Source organism: Sphingobacterium sp. UBA7253 (assembly GCF_002472745.1).
Lineage (GTDB): Bacteria > Bacteroidota > Bacteroidia > Sphingobacteriales > Sphingobacteriaceae > Sphingobacterium > Sphingobacterium siyangense.
Genome location: NZ_DKSP01000119.1, coordinates 33,981 through 54,548, shown reverse-complemented (window position 1 = coordinate 54,548; position 20,568 = coordinate 33,981). Strand labels below are relative to the sequence as shown.

Here is a 20,568-nt window from a genome sequence, read left to right as displayed (position 1 = left end):
TTATTTAATTGTTAATGTCAATACCAAATCTGCTTCATCTGTCGATGTTGGCAAATCCACGCGTAGACTATTGTTCTTATGACTAAACTTAATCTCTTTCTTTCCGATAAATGTGCTTACTTTTTTCACTTGATAAGGCAGGTTATTGATCAACAATTCCTTTTTATCCGTTTTAAACACATGTAGATACACCTGGTTTCCTTTTTTTGTCAACGCATAATCGTCTGTTGGCGACACCGCTCCCCCCTCTGTTCCATAGATTGTTTCACCATAAAGCGATAGCCATTTTCCAAGTTCTTTCAAACGCTCCTGTTGATAGTCCTGAATCTCACCGTTCGGCATTGGACCTACATTGAGCAATAAATTGGAGCCATGACCAGCTGCCTTGACCAGGTATTTCAGCACTTCCTGAAAAGATTTTCGTGTCCGATCTTTCAGTTCAAATCCCCACGATCCAGCAATTGTTCCACATACTTCCTTCGGTAATATCCCAACATCATGTGCTTTCGTGCCGAACCCAGTGGTATTCTCCCCAGGTAAATCACGTTCGAACATCTGAAAATCTTCACCTTCAAATGGTGCCAAATGGTGATTGTTACCCACCAAACATTGTGGCTGTAACTTATGAATCAATTCATAGATTTCTTTGAAATGCCAATCTTCATTGGGCTTGTCCCAATGACCATCAAACCAAATCCCATCGATGTTGCCATAATTGCTCAACAGCTCCGTTAATTGGCTTTTCATAAACTGGACATAATGATTCCAATCCCCTTTTGTTGAATCGCGGCCCGCAATGCCGCCGCCCGTTTTACCAACGGGTAGATAATCATCCCGGTGCCAATCCAAAAGTGAATAGTAGAACATCACTTTTATCCCTTCAGCATGGCAAGCTTCCACCAACTCTTTCACAATATCGCGTTTGAAGGGCGATTTCTTCACCACGTTATAATCCGAAATCTGGCTATCCCACATCGAAAACCCATCATGATGCCTGGTAGTAAAGGTGATATACTTTGCTCCGGCCTGTTTAAATAACTTCGCCCATTCTTTCGCATTGAAGGAAATTGGATTGAAAAATTTAGGCAGCAATGCATATTCATCCAAACTGATATTTTGGTTATTCATGACCCATTCACCATCTCCCAGCACACTATATACCCCCCAATGGATAAAAACACCAAACCGAGATTGTTCAAACCATTCCCTATTTTTTAAATTTTCGGGACTCGGTTGATAATGTTGCTGGCTATAGCTCGCGGATACAGATCCCATCAGCAAGGCCAAACCACAGATTACATGTTTAAGTTTCATATGTAAATAATTAGTTGTCATGGATTTTCAATAAACTCATTATACTCAACTACAATGAAACACCTCTACGCCATGGAATGAAATCGTCTTGCCCCAACAACACCGCTTTTGGTTGCACTTCACCGGAAGCAACTTCTATCACATAATCCAAAATACGATGTGCAACTTCCTCAATAGTCTCTGTACCTTCGATAATGGTACCACAGTTCAGATCCAGGATATCGGGCATTTTCTCAAAAGTTTTGGTATTTGTTGAAAGTTTCACAACCGGTGTAATCGGGTTACCCGTGGGTGTACCTAGGCCAGTCGTAAACAAGACGATATTGGCACCTGCGGCCACCTCTGCAGTGGTACTTTCCACATCATTACCTGGAGTACATAATAAGTTTAACCCCGGACCGTTGGCCAATTCAGGATAATCAATCACTGCTGCAACAGGTGAGGTTCCTCCTTTTTTGGCTGCTCCTGCAGACTTAATCGCGTCAGTAATTAAGCCATCACGAATATTTCCCGGAGAAGGATTCATATAGAAACCCGAGCCATCAGCCTCGGCTTTTGCATTATAAGTACGCATCAGCGACATAAAACGCTCCGCAGTTGGCTCATCGATACAACGATCACTCAACTCCTGTTCCACGCCACATAATTCAGGGAACTCCGCCAGAATCACCGATCCGCCTAAAGTCACCAAAATATCCGACACAAAACCGAGCGCAGGATTAGCAGAGATACCCGAGAATCCGTCCGAGCCACCACATTCCAGTCCAATACACAATTTGTCCAATGTGGCTGGTTTGCGCTCATTTTTATCAGCTTGCATCATCCCCGCAAAAGTTGCTTTAATAGCCTTTTGCATAAGTTCCTTTTCAGTTCCTTCTTTCTGCTGCTCGAAAATATATAGCGGGCGATCAAAACCAGGGCTTCGCTTTTCAATTTCCGCCTTCAGAATAGAAGCCTGCGCATGCTGGCATCCTAAACTCAATACGGTTGCCCCCGCAACATTCGGATGGGTAATATAGCCAGCCAAAAGACCGCATAATGCATCCGAATCCATACGCGTTCCACCGCATCCCATCTCATGATTCAAAAACTTGATTCCATCGACATTTTTGAATAGGCGTTCCTGCTCACTGGAAGTCGAATTAGCAAGCAGATCCTGACTAAGGATCGCATTTACATCAGCACCAGACTTATATAAGCCGATGAGATCTTCGACCTCGGAAACGTAATTATTTGCTTTTACTTTATAGCCCAGCTTCTCCTCAAAAGCAGCTTTCAAGGTCAATACATTTCTGTTTTCGCAAAAAACTAACGGAATAACCAACCAGTAATTGGCCGTTCCAACAGTCCCATTTGAACGGTGAAATCCATTGAACGTTTTATCTTTAAATGCAGCAACATCAGGTTTTGTCCAAGCTGTCTTACGGTTGCCCATTCTAAAATCTTCCGACGCATGGCGCAAGTTTTCGGTGGTAATAAGTTCCCCTTCAGCTAAAGGAGTATTCAATTTCCCTACCAGAACACCATACATCAATATCTCTGTATCTTGTTCCATTGGCTGGATCGTGAATTTATGTTTGGCAGCAACAGCTTGCTTTAATGTAAATTCCTTACCTTCAAAAACAATTGTTGTTCCCTCAGCCAAGTCCTGTAATGCAACAAGGACATTATCCATTGGATGGATCTGTAAATAGCGCTGTATAGCCATAATTATACTAATTCAAATATTTTCGTCATCATTACCCATTTCTCTCCTGGCTTTGCCCCCCGAATAGCCGCCTGATATTTCCACATCAGCTGTTCCCATTCCTGAACTTTTTCATTGGCAGCATCCATAGCTGATTTTTTCTCAAATGAAAAATCTTCACCCACCTCCATGTTCATAAACAATCTATTTTCAAAACGATAGATCTCCATCTGCAGAATACCTGCATCCAGAATCGAGCGTTTTATTTCCGGCCACACTTCGCGGTGGTAATCCTCATATTCCTTGATCAATTGTGGATCGTCCACAAGATCCAAGGCCATGACATATCTTTTCATTACTAACTAATTAATGTGATTTAAGATTTTCTGTTTCCGCAATACTGACATTTCTATTTTGGAAAGCAAACAATAAGACAACAATAAAACAAACCAATGGTACAAAATAGCCGTATTGGAAATGTCCCGTTTTATCGGAGATAAAACCCAATATTGGAGGCAATAAAGCACCACCTACAATAGACATGACGATCAAACTAGAAGCAGATTTGGTATCGGCACCAATACCTTGTACACCAAACGCGAATATTGTCGGAAACATAATGGACATAAAGAATGCAATGCCAATCAGCGCATAAAGGGTCTGAATACCCGATCCGAAAATGACAAATAGGGATAGAACGATCGCTATAGCGGAATAGATGATCAAGAGCTTGGATGCTGATACAAAACGCATAAAAAATGTACCGATAAACCGGCCCAACATAAAAGCCAATCCAGCGAACCCAGCATAATCGGCACCATCCTTACCCGATATTCCGGCAGCTTCTGTTGCATATAATACAAGGAAGCTTAAAATACAAACTTGCGCTCCCACATAGAAAAATTGAGCCACCACTGCCCAACGCACATTTTTATGACGCAATGCGTGGAAAAAACCGGCTCTACCTTCTTCCTCAGCATCTTTGATATCAGGTAATCTGGTAAAGAAAAACAACGCAGCAATCAATAAGATCAATATCCCCAGTACCACATAAGGCAATTTCACAGCAGCTGTTTCCGACTGAATATACGCCATCTTTGCCTGCTCAGCCATTTGCGCCAGTTCTTCCTGTGATTTGGGTTCATGGGATAAAATAAATTTTCCCCCAAAAATCGGAGCAACAAAGGCTGCTAACCCATTAAAAGACTGCGCAAAATTTAGTCTTTGCGCCGACGAAGCTGGATCTCCCAAAATCGCTACATACGGATTTGCAGCGGTTTCCAGAATGGTAAGACCACAGGCTACAACGAACAATGCCCCCAAAAAGAAAACATAACTTATCGTATTGGCCGCAGGTACAAAAAGAAAACAGCCAATGGCAAAAAAGATCAATCCGATCAGAATACCAGCTTTATAGCCGTATCTTTTCATGATAATTCCAGCAGGAATCGCCATCACAAAATAAGCGATAAATACAGCCGAATCGACTAAGGAAGCCTGAAAATGGGATAAACTAAACGCATTCCTCAAATGCGGAATTAAGATTGGATCAAGGTTATGAATAAATCCCCAAAAAAAGAACAAGGATGTCACCAAAATCAAGGCAAATGCGTAACTCTTTTTATTCGTCATATTTTTCAAATGGTTATAAGTAGTTATTTAATGTAAAATAAGCTTAAAAATGCTAGACAATATTCAAGTATATTATCAAATTATTAAGCTATATTACCATATCTAAACTGAATTATGTAACTTTACTGCATATATTTCATAATTATGAAAGCACAGCTGCTTCATTTAAATAGCAATCTTGAGCATTCGTTCAACGCGAGAAGAGACAATACGCCCCAATACCATAATCTTTGGCATTACCATGAAGAACTGGAATTAATTTATTTTGCCAAAGGCTCAGGCACCCAATTTATTGGCGATAGTGTCCGGCGCTTTGAATCAGGCGATATTACCCTTGTTGGTTCAAACCTGCCTCACTATTGGTTATTTGACGAAATTTATCTTCAAGAGGAAGGAGCAGAAAGCGCAGATATTCGTGTAATTCATTTTAAGGAAAACTTTTGGGGAAATGATTTCATTAATTTACCTGAAAATAAATCCATCAAAGACCTTATACGCGTATCCAAAAGAGGCATTTCATTATTGGAGAGCAGCCGACTAAAAACTGTGCAATTAATTGACGCTATCTTGGCAGCAACAGGTACCACACGTATTATTCATTTATTAGAAATCTTACAATTTATTTCGGCCGAAGAACAACATGATCTGTTAACGAGCCCCACTTTTACCATCCAGCTGCAAGATCAGGACGCCAACCGAATGCAGATTGCCATGCAATATATCGGTGAAAATTATCGCGACCAGATACGGCTGCAGGAACTTGCTTCCCTAACGGGAATGACGCCCAATTCTTTCTGCCGCTATTTCAAATCACAAATCGGAAAAACACTCTTTCAGTTTCTGATCGAAATGCGTGTGAAGACAGCCTGCAATTTATTAATAGAAAACAAACAGACGGTGAAGCAGATCTGCTTTGAATCAGGTTTTCAAAACTTTTCGAGCTTCCATAAATACTTCAAAAATGTAACTGGCACTACACCGCTCAGCTTTCAGCGATCAAAAACTTAAGACAATTTTACCCAATAAGCTTGAATCTTCCATCAATCGATGGGCTTCAGCAGCCTCCGCAAAAGGAAGCACGCGGTATAAGGTAGGTTTGAAATCGCCAACGCTGAGCTTCGGCCATACTTGAGACCAGATATCATCCCGTAGCACTTGCTTAAATTCACGGTCTCTCGCCCGCAGCGTACTTCCCGTTAGAACAATCCGTTTCTGCATTAATTTGAGCAAGTTTAACTCGACTCTTGCGCTTTCCATCGCATTAATGTAAACCAATCGACCATCAGGGTTCAATAGATTGATATTTTTCTCAAAATATGATCCGCCAATACTATCTAAAATAACATCAACTCCCAAAGGCTTCAGCGCCTCCAGAAAATCCTCCGTTTTATAATTTATTGTTTTACTGGCTCCCAATGATTTACAAAAGCTAGCCTTTTCAGATGAGCTGACTGTCGTATATACTACCGCACCAAACAAGGTCGCTAACTGAATGGCCGTACTGCCAATCCCTCCAGCACCACCGTGCACTAAAAAATGATCGTCGGCCTGCAACTTACCCCTTCGAAAGACATTGTCCCAGACTGTAAAAACGCTCTCGGGCAGCGAGGCTGCCTCCGCAAAACCCAAATGGTCGGGAATAGGTAAACAATGTCCCTGATAGACTTTCGCATAGGAAGCATAGCCACCACCGGCAACAAGCGCACATACACGATCACCAATAGCCCAATCGACCACATCCTTACCTTTAGCGACTACAATCCCTGCTATTTCCAATCCCGGTATTCGCCCATCTACACCGGCTGGTGCCGGATAGTTACCTTTACGCTGAAAGACATCAGGTCTATTCACTCCTGCAGCCTTTACTTCCACCAAAACTTCAAGTTCACCGATCTGCGGCATCTCCACATCACGGACTTCCAAAACTTCCGGTCCCCCCGGTTCAGTAATAATGACGGCTTTCATCATGATTTTTTCGGGTATTTCTGTAATCTTATATTGAGCGAAAGCATAAAATAACGAGCCAGGCGATTGTTCCGAACATCTAAAATATCATTTCCCACCACGGCACGTGAAATACCAGTATTCTGATTCATCAGATCGAATCCCTGAAATCTCAACATCCCCAAGTTATTCCTTCCAAAAGTATATTCCATATAGGCATTGATTATCGTCGGATTAATATTGTTCCATGAGCTCGAATAACCCGCATTAAATTTTTGAGAAAGCTCAAGTCCCATGGTAAAATGTTTCCCTAAATAAGCTTTAGATCCCAACCCAACAATCCCTGAATGTGCCGTGATATTATCTTGTACAGGCCAGTCAAATGTCGCCCTGTTTAAAGAATAGTTTCCATTTAATTCGGCTTCAAAGATATCACTCCAGGTATAGCGGAATTGAAGAGCCTGCGTAAACAAAAAGTGTCCACCAAAGCTCTTTTTATCATTGACATAGGAAATATTGTTGTAATAATCTGCATTACCATTCAAGCTCATCTGCAAATTATCCGACAATAAAGAAGCTGTAAACAAATAATAGCTCTTAATATCATAATAACCTTCTGTATTGCGATAGGTCGTTTTCTGTATCGTTGAATTGGGTTCAATTGTCCGGTTTGCTACAATCTTGTCATTTACCAAATTAAAAGCCAGACTCGCTTCTAAATATTGCCCTCTTCGTGTAATGGACTTCCGATACTTTGAAACAATACTATGTGCAAATTCGGATTTCAAATCCTTATTTCCGATCACAATATTTTGTGTGTTGGTATTATCCACCACAGGCTGTATCTGATAGAAGCTAGGCTGGTTATTACGTCCATAATAGTCCATGGAAAGATCCTCTTCTTTGGTAAACTTCCATTTCAATCCAGCAGAAGGCACGAGGTTAACATTTGAATAGGAGGTTTTTATCAGTTTGTCCGTTGAACTTCCCGTTAATTCGGAAGGCTGAACAGCAAAACCGAAGTTCACTTTCACTTTCTCGCTTAAATCTTGCCGATAAATCATGCCGACTTTATTGCTAGCAAAGGAATAGTCGTACTTCAAACTAAGGGAGTCTACCAGTATGGGGCCGTTGTTAAAATTATTGTTATTATCAAAAGTGGAGCGGCGAGCATCAATTTTGGTATAGTCGAAATCGTAATTAATCTCCAAGGTACCACCTAAATCAACAGGCTCCACCAACGACAACCGACTTTGGATATTTTTATTTTCATTGCTGGAACGGACCATTTGATTCAGATAAGTCTCTGTTATTTTTGGCACATTCGTGCTACTGTCGATCGCTCTATTAAAATCGCGCACTTCCTCATCTTTATCCAGGGAATTAAAATCCGTATGCAATGTATAAAGTACTTTCCGCCCCGGTTTAGTAAAACTTCGCACGTAAAAAAGATCTAAAGCCGCTGCAGGACTTTCTGTACTATTGGCCGCGCCATAGTTTCCCGTACTGCTCAACCGATTATTTTGAATCCTTCTATCTTTTAACGTATTGCTGGTCGAATTGGTCCAAGATAGTTTGGGTGATATTTTAAGCTGATCTTTGGGCGACAGCTTCATATCAAAATCCCAGTCCATTTTATGTATACGATCGATTGATTTTATCTTGTAGTCTTCATAATTACTAATCAAATTATTCGCTGCTTTGCCGTATCCATATATCGATTGTAATAAGGAATTTCCCTGGATATAATTATTGCGCTGCGTAAAGGAATATTTACCGCTTGCTGTTACCGTTTTAGAAAGTGGACTAGAGAAACTCCCCCCGACAGATCCGATTTTATTGACCCCATCCGTTGGATCCGCAAAGTCGGCTAGCTCGCCCATTTCCCGTTCCCGCTCCCCTCCATTGGGAGAGCCGAAAGAAAAGAGATTGGTATTCGTATTATTCACCGATGCGATAACAGAGTACTCTTTACCGTCATTGAAACGATTCAGCCCAGCACTCCCCAAATAACGATCTACCGAACCACCGCCAAGCGTGGCTTGACCAAAAGTAATTTTCTTCTTATCATCTTTGAGCACGATATTCAGGACTTTCTCAGATTCTGCACTTTTAATTCCTTTTGCGGTCGCCTCATCACCATAAAAATCAATAACCTGTACACTTTTCACAAAATCTGCAGGAAGGTTACGTGTAGCAGTGAGCACATCGCCACCAAAGAATTTTTTTCCATCCACCTTAACAGAGGATATGGGCTTACCGAAGGCATAGACAGAACCATCACGGGAGACCTGTATATTGGGCAATGCTTTAAGAGCCTCTTCTAAGAGTGCCCGACGATCAAATTGAAAGGCATCTAGGTTAAATTGAACAGTATCCTGCTTATATACAATGGGTTTATATTTCAGTACAACAACTTCTTTTAAAAGAGATACATGGGGAAACATGGTCAATTTTCCGACATCCAATTTAGCTGTCGTGCTATTATATAACGGATAACTACGCTCCAATATACTTAAGCCCAGCTGGCTACAGCTAATACGAATATCATTACCGAGTACACGACTAAAATGAAAATAACCTGTTGCGGAAGTGGATGAGAACAAGGTATCGCGAGAACTCGTCAGATGAACACTGACGCCATTTAAGGGCCTTCCTGCAGTATCTACAACAATTCCATAAACTTCTTTTTTTGACACCTGCCCTAAAGCGCTTTTGGGTAAAAAAAACAAGTTCGTTATAGCTAAAAAAAGTACTAACCGGATAATATTCCCGCCCCTTAGTTCCATCAAATAGACTTTGCAATAATACAATTCAATATAAGAATTCTTAAGCTATTAACGTAAAAAGTTGTGATTTTGTATATAAAAAAACGAGCTGTTTTCTCAACAGCTCGTTTTTTACACTATTTTTTACAATTTATTATTCACCCGCAAAGGCAACCTTAACGAGGTGTTTGTCAATTTCCCAACGACCAGTACCGTCTTCACCAATCACATCGAACAACTCAAGGATACGTCTTGCAACAAACTCCTCTTCTACTTGCTCTTCCAAGAACCATTGTACAAAATTAAAAGTAACATAATCCTTCGCTTTAGCACATTTATCGGCGATGTTGTTGAACTGTTCAGTAACAAACATCTCTTGTTCCAATGTTTGTTCAAAAACGCCACGGAACGATTCAAAATCTTGAGGGATACCTGTAACTTCCGGAGAAATTGCACGACCACCGCGGTTGTTGATATAATTGAAAAGCTTCAACATGTGCTCACGCTCTTCGTTGGATTGCTTCGCAAAAAATTCTGAAGCATTTTCCAAACCTTGATCATCACACCATGAAGACATTGCCAAATATAAGGCTGAAGAATGAGCTTCAACTTTAATTTGTGCATTCAATATATTTTCGATCTCTTCTTTCAAAGAAGATTTTAATTTCAATAAATCTTTCATATTTACCTTAAGTTTAATTTCTAAAATATCAACAGGTGAAACACATTATCACCTGATTACACTACAAAGATACAGTAGATCTTCAAAATCTGTATCAAGAATATGCAATACAAATTCAGTCTAAATTAGACATGGAAACCGCAACTTGTTTAGAATCAATACAATTACAAATACATAATATTGACACTTTCAATAAGCGATAAATTAAAACAATAAGTGGCTTAAAGGCCTAAAAACCATTGAATGTCAATAAAACCAGAGGACGACCACATTGACACTTATTTAAATTAAAATTAAATAAGGTCTTTCCAAACAAAAAGCGGTGTACATCACAGACGTACACCGCTTTTTTCAATTCTTTTATATGTATAGCCTTATGCAAAAACTGCAAATGGCGAAACCTGCAAACAAGTTCTGACTACGCTATTCAATTCCATCATAAATTTAGCGCCATCTAACAATTCGCGCAATTGAAGGACATCCTCTACAGCTAAGATGAAACACCTTTCGGTACGGAAAGGCATAATGACTTCAAAATCCGATGAACGTGTTGTGTCGTGAAGCATGTGCTCAACATCAATCGCATCGATACGCTTCTTAAACTTCAAAAAATCCGATACCGAGAAAGAAGTTGTTTCATTATTATATTCCAACCAGAAACAATTTTTGCGGCTACATTGATAAACTGTACCTGCTGTGGTTGAAAAAACTTCCTCAACATTTGCTAACGGACAAACCAATTTTGACATTTCTATTTCTCTTATCATTTAAATCGATCAAAAATAAATATTATTTATAATCAATCCAAGTAAAACAGAAGATTATTTTGATTTAATATAAATAAGCCTACCAACAACTCATGCAAAATAAATCCTTCCTAATTTCGCATGGATCAACAGACCTGAAAATCCACGCAAGGTTCTTACTAGCCAATTGCAATAGACGGGTAAAAAAAAGGAGGTCAGTAGCAACTGACCTCCTGTATGTATTTCTATATTTTAATAGTTATTAATCGTATTCTTCTTCCTCTTCTTCTTCCTCTACGGCAAGAACTTCATTACGCCCATTGATAACTGTATTTTTCGTCTTTGTTTTATGTTTGTTAATCTGTCTACGCAAGGATTCTACAGCAATATCTGTCGCCTCCTCAAAGCTTTTCGCTTGCCCTTTCGCAAAAAGCTGGCTTCCCGGGATATTCAATTTAATTTCTGAAATTTTATTTGCCTCATCATCGACATTTTCCAATCGCAGGTAGCATTCGCCCCCAATAATGGAATCCAAAAACTGCTCCAATTTTCCTGTTTTCTTTTTGATAAACTCGATTAGCTTTTGATCAGCAGTAAATCGAATGGATTGCACAGTAATGTTCATTTTTCCTCCTTTTTTTAAGCTTTTGGATGAGCTTGTTTATAAATTGACTTCAATCGTTCTGCTGAGTTATGCGTGTACACTTGTGTTGCCGCAAGCCCTGCATGCCCCAGCAGCTCTTTAATTGCATTTAAATCCGCCCCATTGTCCAACAGGGCCGTTGCGAAAGTATGTCTCAAAATATGAGGACTTCTCTTACCTTGAGTAGAAATCAGCGTCAATTGCCGATGTACAATATCATAGATCAGCTTGGCATATGCCGGCTTTCCTTCTTTCGTAACGATTAGTAAGCTGTTATTAGTATCAACAAATTGCGTCGCCTTTTGTTGCAAATAGTTTTTCAATTCTTTCAATAAAAGATTATTGATCGGAACCAAGCGTTCTTTGTTCCTTTTACCTAATATAAGAATATTTTTATTAAAAAAATCGATATCCTGCTCCTTAATTTTCAACAATTCGGCCAAACGAATCCCGGTACCGAACAACAATTCCATAACCATATAATCGCGACAGGATTCAAATCCATCCTGCTCCTGTTCCATCTGATCCAATAAACGCATCAGCTTTTCCTTTTCAACGACTACAGGTAGTTTTTTAGCAGTTTTTAACGCTTTAATGAGCGTCATGGGATTTTTCGCGATACACTCTTCTCTTTGCAAAAATTTAAAATAAGTTCGCATTGAAGACATACTCCGGTTGACTGAACTTGCATTTTTTCCGGACTCTACCATTTGCGCGAAATAATGACGTAAATCACGGTATACGATATCCTGCACAGTCAGTCCCTCACGATCCAAAAAAGACTGGAACATCTCCAGCTCATGCTTATAGGCAATAACCGTATGTTCTGAATACCTTTTTTCAATCTGCAAAAACCGAATAAACTCCTTTTCCAACATATTTTCCCTTGCTATATAGCTTAAATTACAAACTTAAAAGCACAAAAAAAAGGGAAAAGCATTGCTTTTCCCTTTATATTTTAAAATTCTCAGCGAATCAATTAGTTAGCTACATCTTGATTCAAAGCTTGTTTGTAAATCGCTTTTTTCACTTGAATGCGACGAGTTACAGATCTCTTTTCGTAAGCTTGACGTGAACGCAACTCTCTTAAAACTCCAGTTTTTTCGAATTTCTTTTTGAAACGTTTCAATGCTCTATCTAAAGATTCTCCTTCTTTTACATTTACGATAATCATGCGTTATATATACCTCCTTTCGCCGCTTTTAAATTTAAAGTGGGACAAAGGTAAGCTATTTATTTTTAAAAAGGAAAACAAAATTATTTTTTATAACAATTCGAATTCTTCCAACAAAATTCTTAGCGGTTTCTCCTTCGTACACAATGCCGTATGCCAACCCAATTGTTTTGCTGTCGCCAGATGTTGAGGACTATCATCAATAAATAAAGTCTCCGCCGGATCCAATTGTTGCTCTTGCATGACTAATTCAAAAATCTCCGCATCAGGTTTGCGCATCCCTACCAAATGAGAGTAATAGGTCTTTTCAAAAAAACCTTCATTGTCGGCAACACCATATTTCTCATGAATATCATTCATACAATAGGCATAATGAATTGCATTGTTGTTACTTAACAAAAAGGTACGGTATCGATCTTTCAACTGGACTAAAATCTCATGATTTCCCTGTGGTACACCGATCAGTAAACTGTTCCAGGCCGTATCAATCTGTGCGTCCGTCAGTGCTGGATTTTGGGTTAATTCTCTTATCCCCTCACGAAATTGCGTCGAATCAATTTTTCCTTTATCAAAATTATCAAAAAGTGCACTTTGACCATGATGTCCAAATACGGCATCAACATTTTCTATACCTAACTGAGTAAAAGCATCTTTCAATTTTACAAAGTCGATCATAAAGATCACATTCCCATAATCAAGAACAATATTTTTAATTTTTTCCATCGAATTATTTTGAAATATCGATACAAATATCGATAATTGCATCGTCAAAACGGCACAACAGCTGTTTAAATTGACAAAACAAAAGACCTGCTCCTATAGCTCAGTCGGTTAGAGTAGAAGACTCATAATCTTTTGGTCCCTGGTTCGAGCCCAGGTGGGAGCACAGAACAAAAAAGTCGCTTTTCTATATAGAAAAGCGACTTTTTTCGTTTCTACGCATCATTTTCCGACGATGTAAAGGTCTAGGAGAATCACACCATTTCGGCCTGTTTTGCATAGTTTTTTATTGAACTTCACGTAAAAAGATATCTAACGGGATTTTTCACCTGCTAAAGAAAAAACTATAGCAACCGTCAGCGCAAAAGTTTATGAACACCACAAGAAATCAGATGGTACCTACGACGTGGAAATAATACCTTTTCTGTAAAGTTTACACTATATTAGCACCTTAGATATTCGATCAATTCAAACCTATTTCCGAATGGATCTCGAAAAAAACATCGTTCTCGACCATCTATCTTGGACGAGTATTTTACGATTATATTCTGATTCTTCAAAAATAATTTAGCATGGGATAAGTCGAAAACTTCAAACGCAGGATGTATATCAGAATTTGTTTGATGGTACTTTTCTTCACGAATATGAAGCTGGATATCTCCGATTTCAAACCAAATAGCCCCCCTGGGATGATTACCAAGGATTTGATTCAAACGCAATATCTCAGCATAAAACCTTTGCGCTGAAGCTAGCCCGCCTAAAGGAACACTTATGAGTATATGATCTACACGTTTAAATTTGATCATTAGTGTATTTTTAAAACATTGGCCAACGCTGAATGCATAACAGAAGGCTCGACGTCCATATCCATCCAATATTTAATTGCTATTCTGCCTTGATTAACGAGCATACTAAGACCATTTAAAACGCTACATCCCTTTTCTCGAGCGGTTCTTATAAAATGAGTATCTGGGGGATTGGGTATAACATCTGCGATAATCATCTCCTTTCCGATAAGATCAAATTCAATATCGAGTTTTTGATCCACATTGGGAAACAGCCCTACACTAGTTGCATTGATCAAAATATTCGTTGATAATTTTATCTTATACCTTCCTTCCCAACAACTAAATAACGCGTTAGTTTTAGTATTACTATTTATCAGATCGGCAAGTTCTTCACCTTTAGATTTGTCCCTATTTACAATAATAATTGTATGGGCTCCCGCTAACGCCAATTCAACTGCAATTGCGCGAGCAGCTCCTCCAGCACCAAATATTGTAATACACTTGTCCTTAGGATTTTCAATAATTTCTAGCGCTTTTAAAAATCCTTTTCCATCTGTATTCTCACCTATCCAAAGGTCCCCCCTTCTAACTACAGTATTAACCGCACCTATCAATCGTGCAGAGCCTCCTAATTCATCAAGATATGGAACGACCGCTATTTTGTGTGGAATAGAACAATTGAAACCAATCCATCCCATGGCTTTTGCTCCTTTGATAGCATCTGCCAGATGCATAGGCTCAACCTCGCAATTCAGATAACGAGCGTTGATACTGTGATATCTATAAGCTGCTTCAATCATCATTACAGTTGGATTCTCAGAAGCTGGTTTGGCAAAAGAGCCCGTAATAAAAGGCAAAAAATCAATGTTATCTTGCATAAATGTGAAATAAAGTAATTGATACAAAATGATAAATCTTCTATTACAAAGATTGCATATTACCGGCGCCACGCCCAGGTATATTTAAAGGTATTTTTTGTATTTTTATCGTAAGCACTTTTTAAAATGAAGAAAATACAGTTTGATCAACTCGTTATTCATGATTATGAAGAAAAGACTTTTCATTTACCCCTTCATAGCCATACTTATTATGAACTGGTTTATATCCACAAAGGTAGTGGCATTCATTTACTGAACAATAATAGGTTTCAATATGGGGAAGGAGATCTGTTTATAATAAGTCCAGAAGACGAACATTATTTTGAGATAAACAAAAGTACTCACTTCACATTTATAAAGTTCACAGACGCATATCTGTCAGAACACTCACAGCATACAGTAGATAATTTCAATTTATATGAACCTGTCCGAATAATGAAGAATAAGTTATTAAAGGAAGTGAAATTAAAAATAGATGAACCTTCCAATGCTATACTTCGAAATATTATTGAGAATATAGTATTGTACAAATTTTCGAAGGATATCTCTCGTTCAGCGCTCATATTTTATCAGATACGATCTATCTTAGTCTTAATTAGCGAAGCTGCTGCTAAACTTCATATAAGAATTGACAATGGTCAGCCCGGTAAAGAAGAGCTCATTTCCTTCATACATCAACATATCTACCAACCGTCAATTATTCAGATTAAAAACATCGCCGCTCACTTCTCTATTGCGAATAGTTATTTCAGTGATTATTTCAAAAAAAAGTTTGGTATAAGTTATCGAAATTATGTCAACGAATACCGCATAAACTTAATTCAAACTCGATTAACTGTTCCGACCGTTTCACTATCGCAGATCGTATATGAATTTGGTTTTACCGATGAAAGCCATTTAAACAAATTTTTTAAAAACCATAAAGGTCTGACCCCAAAAGTATATAGAAATTTACACCTTGAAAATACAGTCTTGATCTCTCCAATCGCAGATTCAATACCTCAAATAAAAGTAGCCAAATAACTCTGACTCTATGATCAATCGTACTTTGATATTAACAACTATTGAGTTTCGTAGTTTTTATCGCAAATTTTGTAACTGCATTATTTTAGCATGAGGTTATTCTATTCTGGAGCAAATTAACTGGTCATCGATTTTCAAATCTGTATGGTCAGTATATTTAAATCTCCAAGTAGTAAAAAACGCCAATTTAGTCTACAATCTCTGATCAACTCATGTTTAATTGTTTTCTATGTGACTTATCCAAGGATCATCCCTTCCATAATCAGTTGGTATTTCCGACGATTCAATCTGTAGCGTCCCTCCCTTTCTAAGCTCTTCATGTGTGATCCATAACCTCTTCAAATCTTTTCCATTCAACTTAATCGATTTGATATAACGCGTTTTGTCGCTTCGATTCGTCACCTCAATGGTCAGTGGATTCCCTTTATTTTCCAGTTTGATTTGATCAAAAAATGGCACGCTGATATAAAAAACAGGTTCTCCGACCAAAGGTTGTTGCAATCCGATCGCAGAAAGCACCCACCAGCTCGACATAGCACCAGCATCGTCGTCCATGGTTCTTACAAAGGCTTTAGGCTCATTTTTATAGATCCGGTCGATATGTGCTCCGATTCCACGACTATTGTCATTAAAGTAATATTGTATGATGGTGTCCAATGCTATTCGATGTATCCACTCCTGATAGCGCCAAGGGGTCTTACTCGCATTATATAAGGTCAGCGATTGCATATCCGGTTCATTCGCCCTATTGAAATAATAACCGTCATAAAACTCATCCAGTTGCTGTGTAAAGTTTTCTTCACCACCTGCTAGCTTTCTTAATCCCATAACATCAAAAGGTACATTCCAACGATATTGCCTAATTGTTCCCTGATACATATCCCGTGCCGACATACGGTCGACATCCCGTTTGGTCAGATCTTTAAAATCTTTATTCCAAATTGCCTGATATGATTTTGCTCGCTCCAGATAGGTTTTGCTGTTCTGCGGAAAAAGCTTGGACATTGCCCACATATCATAACATGCTTCAAGGTACTTGTCCGGTTTCTTAAAATCATAGCGAAGGGTATCGTGTATTAACGAATCTTTTATTCCATCAATATCGACCCGATATCCTTTCTTGACCGCATCCAAAAGAACGACAGCGGCATGTTCTGTCCGGACCGAATTTGCTGGTTCATGAGCTCCTGCAAAGTCAAATTTCCCATAACGGTACAGGTCTGCAATCGAGGAGACAACGCCCTGATACATTTCAGTATCTATCAGCTCCAAAAGCGGTAGTTGTGTTTTATAATTGTCCCAAATTGCCCATCCATGATAACGTATTTCTTTGGAACGATGTATTTTCCCGTCTGTTCCCCTAAAATTTCCCTGCTCATCGCTGATAACATAAGGAGATTGTAAACTGCGGTAGAGCAAGGAATAGAATAAATCTACCTTATCCGAATCGCCCTTTACCTGCAGTACCGACAGGGCAGTTTTCCAACGATCAGCTGCACGTTTTTTTACCGTTGAAAAATCTAGCTTATCATATTCTGCAAGTGTCTTTTTTGCGTCCTGTTGATCCACAGCCGAAAATGCAATATTGACGTCTGCTATAAGGCTTTCCTCCTTCAGGTCTACCCAGATCTTGTTCCCCTCCTTTCGCCATTCGCTCGCTGTAGGAATTTCCAGCGCATAATAAATGGTATATGTTCCCACATGGCAGGTCGTTTTCGCACGTACTTTACCGAATAGCAGATTACCCTCCTGTGTAAATTCATTGTCAACAAAAGCGCCATTGAAAGCATGCCCCAAATCAATAAAAAAACCTTTCCTACCCACGGGAAAAGTATATTGTTCACGACCAAAATCATTATTCACAGCCACTTCAACTTGAATACCCTCTGCGGTTTTTAAAGCATAATACCCAGGTTGGGCGTGCTCGTCAATTTTATTCAGCGGCTTTGTATCATTTTTTATAAATGGTCTAATAAGGATCAGTCCACCACTGCCCATACAACCTACTCCCTCGAGGCGATTGTGTGTAAAGCCTTTAATTTCCTTGGCAAGATGCTCATAGCCCGTATGCGTCCCCGGATTAGTATAAGGAACAATACTCAATTGATGGAAAGGAGAAGAAGCCGCTGGTGAAAGCTGGCCGTGGTCGCCGGAAGATCCCAAGAAGACGTTTACACGATCGGTCTGCGCTCCAGCAATTGTAGCATAACAGAGCATCAAAGACAGCAGTAATTTTTTCATATATAGTCTATTATTTTTCATATGTATAAAGGGCGCAAACTGATTTTTCACGATACGAAAAGCTAACCTATACAGTTCTTGGCCATAGCAAACAACTATTTTTTTCAGCGCCTGATGTTTTTTATTTATTAATTCTTCTAGAATGCTCATTTCGATTTAGCAAATCATTAGATCTATTTTACTTCAGAAAACCGAACTTTCATCTTCCAAAATTAACCTACACAAGGTAAACCCAATATTAAACTACTGTTAATTCCATTAATTATTTTCCATCTACAAAGTTCAGAATGTAAACCTAAAATCGGAGGAGACAATTTTTATCACAAATTTTGTAAAGATAGTGTAACGGAGCTAAATTTTGATAAGTAAAAAATATTCGACTAACTACGTTATCAAAGCAGCGTCCAAGCTCTTCCAATTAGTAATGAGGTACAGAAGAAAAGGCTCATAATCTTTTGGGCCCTGGTTCGAACCCAGGTGGGAGCCCAGAACAAAAAAGTAACCACACCTTACGATTGCTAAAGCAAAAAAATAGCCATCTATATGCCAAAAATTTAAGAACAGTACAAAAAATCTGACGAAATAAACAGGCCAAATCATATAGCAGATGCCAATCTATTCCTTCATTTTTCTAGAAATATTTATTCAAAAAAAATACAAACGAGAATCTTATTTGTAATTATTCTAAATAAAAATGTAGATTTGCGCCATTCTTACCATGAAACAACATTGGACAGCTACATTAAAAGGTTCTTCTGAAGCTTTTGAATCCTTATATGACTTAGTATATCGAGAGCTTTTCGCTTATGGCGTTATGTTGGGGTATTCGCGCGAAGCCGTAAAAGACGGTATACAACATCTTTTCTTAGAACTATGGGAAAAACGTGACCGTCTGCCCGATGTTGATAATATCAAGTCTTATTTAATGACATGGCTACGCCGTGTCCTGAATGACCATCGCGTATTGAATGAAATATTAAATTCAGGAAATTATCAGCCCAATGATAATACACCTTCACATGAAGCTTTACTCATACAACAGGAAACCGTAAACGAAACCACTGCGCGTCTATCAAAAGCATTGGAATCCCTCACACCTAAACAAAGACAGGTGATTGACCTTAGGTTTTTTCAAAATATGTCCTATGAACAGATCGCTTCCAAAACAGGCAATAGTCAGCGCACAATCTATAACATTGTATATGAATCTGTTAAGATTTTAAAAGAAAAAAAATAAAAATAATCCGGTAAAAAAACGGAATTGCTCCCTCTACCTTCATATATACATGAAAAAAATTTATAACGACAGCGTTGATTTGCTCAGTGACGAGAGTTTTGTGTCTTATCATAATGGAACCCCAAATAAACAGGAAATTCATTTTTGGGATACATGGATCGCAGAAAATCCGGATAAATTGGATCTTGTTGCAGACGCGCGAAAGATGCTCGATACCCTAAAAATGCATATCACCGAAACGGAATATCAAGTTGAAAAAGACAAACTATTTGCGACACTCGAAAGCAAAGTGCCTACAAAAACTCGAAGACTGACAACGAGATGGCGCTGGATCGCCGCAGCATCAATCCTGCTCATAGGAACATTTACATTCCGTCAGTTTTTCTACAAAGACTCACCTCAGCGTACTTTAGCTGTAAATACAGTTTCCGCTGAACAATGGCTCAGTGTCGTCGCCCAAAATGGCAAAATGGTTAAAGTCAATCTAACTGATGGCAGCCAGATTACGTTGATGGGTGGTAGTAAACTAAAATACCCCAAACATTTCCGTAAGGATACAATGTATGTCCTGCTAGATGGCGATGCACGCTTTAACATTGCAAAAAAGCCTGATCGCACATTTGCTGTAAAAACAGGCAATACCTTGGTAACAGTATTAGGAACACAGTTTTTGGTAGAACAAGCTGACACTAAAAATACCAGAGTCAGTTTGTTTTCTGGAAAAATTAAATTGACCAACCAATTAAACAACAAACAAGCCCTACTCAGTCCAGGACAACAGGGGTATGTCACAAATCAGGAGATCCATCTCGATAAATTTACGCCAACAGAGATCAATAATTTTGCAGAAGGTATTTTGCATTTTCAAAATGCTTCTTTTGCTGAAGTCGCGCGAAAAATGGAGCAATATTATGGTATCCACATCTCTCTCAGCAAACCAAATGCACGATGGCGGTATAGCGGGCATTTTGAGAAGCTGCCTGTTGAGACCGCACTCGCCGCGATTTGTTTTTCAAAAGAATTGTCATCAAAAAAAATAGCAACAGATACCTATGTGCTTTATTAAAAAAACAGTAAGACGAACCTGTTTA

General features: G+C 38.9%; 18 protein-coding genes and 1 tRNA gene. 5 read left to right on the top strand and 14 right to left on the bottom strand.

The window, feature by feature from the left end; translation table 11 throughout:
• The 4 genes from B2X72_RS11780 to fucP are packed head-to-tail and all read right to left on the bottom strand — an operon-like array spanning position 1 to position 4,633.
• Positions 1–1,314 carry an alpha-L-fucosidase gene (locus B2X72_RS11780; RefSeq protein ID WP_075993925.1) on the bottom strand — a complete coding sequence of 438 codons (1,314 nt, stop codon included), beginning with the start codon at positions 1,312–1,314 and terminating at the stop codon, positions 1–3.
• A gap of 49 nt (positions 1,315–1,363) precedes the next feature.
• Entirely contained in the window at positions 1,364–3,022 is a 1,659-nt protein-coding gene (locus tag B2X72_RS11775; RefSeq protein WP_075993926.1) for a UxaA family hydrolase, read from the bottom strand.
• Between the two features lie 2 nt (positions 3,023–3,024).
• Positions 3,025–3,357, bottom strand: coding sequence for an L-rhamnose mutarotase (locus B2X72_RS11770; protein WP_286849691.1), 333 nt, complete (start codon positions 3,355–3,357; stop codon positions 3,025–3,027).
• 10 nt (positions 3,358–3,367) lie between these two features.
• Positions 3,368–4,633 (bottom strand): L-fucose:H+ symporter permease, encoded by a 1,266-nt coding sequence (gene fucP, locus B2X72_RS11765; protein WP_088162634.1) that lies wholly within the window; start codon positions 4,631–4,633, stop codon positions 3,368–3,370.
• 144 nt (positions 4,634–4,777) lie between these two features.
• Here fucP and B2X72_RS11760 point away from each other — a divergent pair, with 144 nt between their 5' ends.
• Entirely contained in the window at positions 4,778–5,641 is an 864-nt protein-coding gene (locus B2X72_RS11760) for an AraC family transcriptional regulator (protein WP_075993929.1), read from the top strand.
• Here B2X72_RS11760 and B2X72_RS11755 read toward each other — a convergent pair.
• The 8 genes from B2X72_RS11755 to B2X72_RS11720 form a co-directional block, all read right to left on the bottom strand.
• On the bottom strand, positions 5,630–6,601 hold the full coding sequence (locus B2X72_RS11755; RefSeq protein WP_312352184.1) for an NAD(P)H-quinone oxidoreductase: 972 nt from the start codon (positions 6,599–6,601) through the stop codon (positions 5,630–5,632). The genes B2X72_RS11760 and B2X72_RS11755 overlap by 12 nt on opposite strands.
• Entirely contained in the window at positions 6,598–9,276 is a 2,679-nt protein-coding gene (locus tag B2X72_RS11750; RefSeq protein WP_232475595.1) for a TonB-dependent receptor, read from the bottom strand. The genes B2X72_RS11755 and B2X72_RS11750 overlap by 4 nt, the downstream gene beginning before the upstream one ends.
• Before the next feature lie 223 nt (positions 9,277–9,499).
• Positions 9,500–10,027 (bottom strand): ferritin, encoded by a 528-nt coding sequence (locus B2X72_RS11745; RefSeq protein WP_075993930.1) that lies wholly within the window; start codon positions 10,025–10,027, stop codon positions 9,500–9,502.
• A gap of 374 nt (positions 10,028–10,401) precedes the next feature.
• Positions 10,402–10,794, bottom strand: a complete 393-nt coding sequence (locus B2X72_RS11740; RefSeq protein WP_232475596.1) for a DUF6686 family protein — start codon at positions 10,792–10,794, stop codon at positions 10,402–10,404.
• Positions 10,795–11,035: 241 nt separating this feature from the next.
• Positions 11,036–11,398 carry a ribosome hibernation-promoting factor, HPF/YfiA family gene (gene hpf / locus B2X72_RS11735; RefSeq protein WP_088162635.1) on the bottom strand — a complete coding sequence of 121 codons (363 nt, stop codon included), beginning with the start codon at positions 11,396–11,398 and terminating at the stop codon, positions 11,036–11,038.
• A gap of 14 nt (positions 11,399–11,412) precedes the next feature.
• Positions 11,413–12,294 carry a tyrosine-type recombinase/integrase gene (locus B2X72_RS11730; protein ID WP_088162636.1) on the bottom strand — a complete coding sequence of 294 codons (882 nt, stop codon included), beginning with the start codon at positions 12,292–12,294 and terminating at the stop codon, positions 11,413–11,415.
• 101 nt (positions 12,295–12,395) lie between these two features.
• The gene (gene rpsU / locus B2X72_RS11725; RefSeq protein WP_088162637.1) at positions 12,396–12,590 is read right to left on the bottom strand and encodes a 30S ribosomal protein S21; all 195 of its coding nucleotides are present in this window, start codon (positions 12,588–12,590) and stop codon (positions 12,396–12,398) included.
• Positions 12,591–12,680: 90 nt separating this feature from the next.
• On the bottom strand, positions 12,681–13,313 hold the full coding sequence (locus tag B2X72_RS11720) for an HAD family hydrolase (RefSeq protein ID WP_175441966.1): 633 nt from the start codon (positions 13,311–13,313) through the stop codon (positions 12,681–12,683).
• Positions 13,314–13,402: 89 nt separating this feature from the next.
• Between B2X72_RS11720 and B2X72_RS11715 the strand changes: the two genes are divergently transcribed.
• Positions 13,403–13,476 (top strand) — tRNA-Ile (locus tag B2X72_RS11715).
• A gap of 639 nt (positions 13,477–14,115) precedes the next feature.
• On the opposite strand, the gene aroE is transcribed toward B2X72_RS11715, so the two are convergent.
• On the bottom strand, positions 14,116–14,976 hold the full coding sequence (gene aroE / locus B2X72_RS11710; protein ID WP_088162719.1) for a shikimate dehydrogenase: 861 nt from the start codon (positions 14,974–14,976) through the stop codon (positions 14,116–14,118).
• 126 nt (positions 14,977–15,102) lie between these two features.
• On the opposite strand from aroE, the gene B2X72_RS11705 reads away from it, so the two are divergent.
• Positions 15,103–15,999, top strand: coding sequence for a helix-turn-helix domain-containing protein (locus B2X72_RS11705; protein WP_088162720.1), 897 nt, complete (start codon positions 15,103–15,105; stop codon positions 15,997–15,999).
• 216 nt (positions 16,000–16,215) lie between these two features.
• On the opposite strand, the gene B2X72_RS11700 is transcribed toward B2X72_RS11705, so the two are convergent.
• Positions 16,216–18,240: a glycoside hydrolase domain-containing protein gene (locus B2X72_RS11700; RefSeq protein WP_286849687.1), complete on the bottom strand. Its 2,025-nt coding sequence runs from the start codon at positions 18,238–18,240 to the stop codon at positions 16,216–16,218.
• Between the two features lie 718 nt (positions 18,241–18,958).
• Between B2X72_RS11700 and B2X72_RS11695 the strand changes: the two genes are divergently transcribed.
• Both B2X72_RS11695 and B2X72_RS11690 read left to right on the top strand, forming a co-directional pair.
• Complete coding sequence (locus B2X72_RS11695) at positions 18,959–19,477, top strand: RNA polymerase sigma factor (protein ID WP_286849685.1); 519 nt, start codon at positions 18,959–18,961, stop codon at positions 19,475–19,477.
• Positions 19,478–19,526: 49 nt separating this feature from the next.
• Positions 19,527–20,543: a FecR family protein gene (locus B2X72_RS11690; RefSeq protein ID WP_286849683.1), complete on the top strand. Its 1,017-nt coding sequence runs from the start codon at positions 19,527–19,529 to the stop codon at positions 20,541–20,543.
• Positions 20,544–20,568 lie beyond the last annotated feature (25 nt).